The following is a 3,233-nucleotide window of genomic DNA, read 5'->3' as shown; positions in this document are numbered from 1 at the left end:
GCTTCTCAGCCCTCGGCACCGCCGAGATCGTTCGCGTGGCATGACATCAGCGGGGAAAGGGGAAGTCACGCCTTAGGCGTGAGTTACGCAACAATACCCATCCGATCCTGAAGGCAAATCGATCGCCTCAATCATTGCCTTGGCCCACACACTCGGCCTGAGAGTTATAGCGGAGGGCGTCGAGACGGAATCCTGCGTCCGCTTCTTGGCATCAGTTAATTGCGATGTGTTTCAGGGCTATTACTTCTCCCGCCCAATGTCAGCAAACACTTTGAGTGCATTTCTCGCCGGCGCGGTCATGAAGCCCCGTGCAGCATGAGCGCAACCAACTTCCGGGAGGTCCGGCAGAGCGCTAACACCTGAATGACGAGCAGCTCAGAAGCAGATCGAACACATTGTGTGGGCATGATACCCTCACTCCCCAACCGAACTGCCAGTTCTATACAGAGCGCATGGCCGCAGCAGACGCGCGCAAACAGGAATTGGGCGAAGGACAGCCGACCGGTTAGCAGGAGCGTGACGCATCTTTTTCAGTTTTGCAAAGATAAAATGAAATTTTCATTCCGATCAATTGTTGAGCGTCTGTGCCTTTGATGGCGCGTTAAGCGTGCATCTGCCGCAACGGCCAGCCCACACGTCTCATCAAGTTGTCCTGACGCAGGAACTGGCGCCCATGGGCGGCGGCGACGTGAAACGAGACAAAGCCGGCGGTGGGCTGCGCATCAGCCTCCGCCACCCCGCTCCGTCACCCTGAAAGAGCGTCACAAGGTTCGAACACCTGTGCGATCGCTTCAGGCAGCTTTGTCGGCGGGAACACCTGACGTCGAACACAGCAAAAAAGATGATGCTCAGTCGTGACAACAGTAATCGGGCATTGCCTTGACTTCGGTGGCCGTCAGTTCTCGCCGCGGGTTACAGCCCGCACCACATGCACCTCTGCCGGCACACGAACTTGCGCGCCTTGCACATAGTTCGCGAACAATTCACGGAGACCTTCGCGGACCTCATCCCGCTGAACTTGTGTGAGCGTTCCCGCCTCCTCGGCCTCCCGCATGCGCGCGCGGGCTGCGCCGATGTTCATGTGAAGATCCGCAACTGCGTCGGGTCCCTCGGATGGCGTAAGGTCGACCGAAAGAGTGTCGATCCCGGCATCCGCCCCGATCAAAGTCCAGCCTGAAGCCTCCAAAATTTCGGCGATCCTGCTGCTGTCTGCCAAGGCGAACGGTCCGGGCGCATCAGGTTCGGATTCAAGGCCAGGTCCCAGCACGGCCTCTGCCACATGGGCGGGTTACGTGAACCATGGATTCTTGTGGCGCCGTCCCCAGCAGACGAATGTCATCGCCGATCGCGGTCGGCAGGCCGTCTGGATATGCGCGAACGCAGCGACAGGATTGGCGAAGAACATCACGCCGAACGAGGACACGACGGCGTCGAAGCGCTTGGCGCCAAAAGGATGTGTTACTGCATCGCCCAGTTCAACGTCGACGTTCTCCGGCACCCGGGCACGCGCTCGGTCAGCCAGGGGCGGCGCGACCTCAATGCCAGTAACGCGCCCAGCCGGCGTGACCGCGTCGGCCGCATCGAGAAGCGAGGCCCCGGGACCGGGGCCGACATCGAGGACGTGCTGTCCCGGCCGAAGCTGCGCGCGCCCCATGAGTGCCGCACGCGCCGGGGCGAGTGCGGCCTCGTTCGGCCCTTCGGATTTCAGCCAAGGCTCAGCCATCGCTGTCCAGTCCATGCGACGCCTTCCTGACAAGACCGACGCGCTCCCAGAGCCAATATATCGGCGTCAGCTCCTGAGACCAATCGCGCTTGAAGGCCACTGTGGCCTGGCCGGGGCGCACCAAGCCACGACCCGGCTGCGCCAGGTGACAGTAGGGCGGGTTTCTTTCTTTCGGGCTGCGACACGTAGCGGATCCTTCCTTGCGAGGATCCGCTTCGCACCGCAGCCGAAACAATTCGGGACATGCAGAAGATACGTCGGGCGGCTCCGAGAAACCACCGCACCAATGAAAGGAGGAGGCGGTCTCTTGTTCCTGGCAATCCTGCCGGGCCCTACCCAAGGAGACAAAGCATGTTTGACTTTGTTCAGCCGCCACTGGCGGCCCTCAAGTGCTTCTTCCACGACCATGGAGAAGCCGTCCAGAACGCCGCCCTCCTGCTCGGTGGCCCCCCTGCCCTGCAGCGGACGCTTTCCCTGATTGCCGATGTGGCAGAGGCAGATCGCCCGACTGCGCGGCTTCGGCGTGAACTCGCAACACTTCACGCGCTGCTTACGCTGAAGAACGTGCGGTAAGTCGAAGCCGCTTGCGGCGTGCGGCTCAAGTGGCTGAAGACCTCAGCCCGACGACATGACAAGGACCCACCCTTCTTTCTGAGGCGAGCGATCAGCAGGCCCGAATTCCGTGCTGCATCATGTTGGCTCCACGCACAACTTTCAGGCCTCTGATCTTGAAGCGCGCGTCCGACATGAACCATTCGGATATCGCCGGCGGATAATGGTTTGACATCAGTACGCTATAGAACTCGAATACGTGCTTCGGCATTTTCTTTCGGAGGTATCGGGGGCCATGGAAGCCGAGGCGGGCGTCAGGCGTCACGCAGACATCCCGCGCCGCGAGAAACAACGTGCACGAAGAGGCGCAGGTGCCGCGGATTTCGACGCGTCGGCCCGTGCGGTCGATCTCCGCGAGTTGCTCTATATAGCTCCTGATCTTACCACCCCAATCCGAAGTGATAACGAAGGGGTCATGGCTGCGCTGAACCGCGGCTTCCGATGGGAAAGCAATCGTGGCGGCAGAGAGGTACAGAACGATCAGTCTGAGGACGTTGAAGCTGGTCATGCAGGGCAGGTCTCGATAAGGCGGAAACGGAGTGGCCCGGAAGACTTGCAAGAAAATGGTTACGATCTTCTTCGCGCGAAAAGGTTCTGGCGCCGAGGCGAGCGAGGATCGGCATCGCGATCACTCCCGACCGGCGTTGTTGCACAAGTCAGACGGCGAAGGATTCACTTTGCGAATCCATGGCGTTAGACGCGGTGCATGAGGAAGCCTCCTCCCGCCCGCTATCGCACCACGAACTGGTCCAGCTACAACGCATCACTGCGGAAGCGGGGATCGCTGTTGATCTGGGTCCACAAGGGCTTTGTTGCGCAAAGGCGAGGTGAGGGATTCATCTTGTGAATCCAGCGTGGTAGCTGGCCTGCATGAGCAGACCAATCCCGCCGAGCTACA

Annotated in this window: 4 protein-coding genes and 2 pseudogenes; 3 read left to right on the top strand and 3 right to left on the bottom strand. The window is 60.4% G+C overall.

Annotation, left to right across the window (positions count from 1 at the left end):
- Positions 1 to 112: 112 nt before the first annotated feature.
- Positions 113 to 319: pseudogene (locus tag BLW27_RS22035) on the top strand (EAL domain-containing protein); the annotation flags it as partial.
- Between the two features lie 576 nt (positions 320 to 895).
- Here BLW27_RS22035 and BLW27_RS20410 read toward each other — a convergent pair.
- Together BLW27_RS20410 and BLW27_RS20405 are read right to left on the bottom strand one after the other, a co-directional pair.
- Positions 896 to 1,216, bottom strand: a complete 321-nt coding sequence (locus tag BLW27_RS20410; RefSeq protein ID WP_089886565.1) for a hypothetical protein — start codon at positions 1,214 to 1,216, stop codon at positions 896 to 898.
- A 72-nt stretch (positions 1,217 to 1,288) separates the two neighbouring features.
- Entirely contained in the window at positions 1,289 to 1,738 is a 450-nt protein-coding gene (locus BLW27_RS20405; protein WP_089886563.1) for a class I SAM-dependent methyltransferase, read from the bottom strand.
- Positions 1,739 to 2,074: 336 nt separating this feature from the next.
- On the opposite strand from BLW27_RS20405, the gene BLW27_RS20400 reads away from it, so the two are divergent.
- Positions 2,075 to 2,296 carry a hypothetical protein gene (locus BLW27_RS20400; RefSeq protein WP_089886561.1) on the top strand — a complete coding sequence of 74 codons (222 nt, stop codon included), beginning with the start codon at positions 2,075 to 2,077 and terminating at the stop codon, positions 2,294 to 2,296.
- 91 nt (positions 2,297 to 2,387) lie between these two features.
- On the opposite strand, the gene BLW27_RS20395 is transcribed toward BLW27_RS20400, so the two are convergent.
- On the bottom strand, positions 2,388 to 2,843 hold the full coding sequence (locus BLW27_RS20395; protein WP_089886559.1) for a hypothetical protein: 456 nt from the start codon (positions 2,841 to 2,843) through the stop codon (positions 2,388 to 2,390).
- Positions 2,844 to 3,041: 198 nt separating this feature from the next.
- Here BLW27_RS20395 and BLW27_RS21055 point away from each other — a divergent pair.
- A pseudogene (locus tag BLW27_RS21055) lies at positions 3,042 to 3,140 on the top strand (IS5/IS1182 family transposase); the annotation flags it as partial.
- Positions 3,141 to 3,233 lie beyond the last annotated feature (93 nt).

This window comes from Citreimonas salinaria, from assembly GCF_900107235.1.
Taxonomy (GTDB): Bacteria; Pseudomonadota; Alphaproteobacteria; order Rhodobacterales; family Rhodobacteraceae; genus Citreimonas; species Citreimonas salinaria.
Note: the sequence above shows the minus strand (reverse complement) of the source record. Positions and strands in the feature narration are given on the sequence as shown.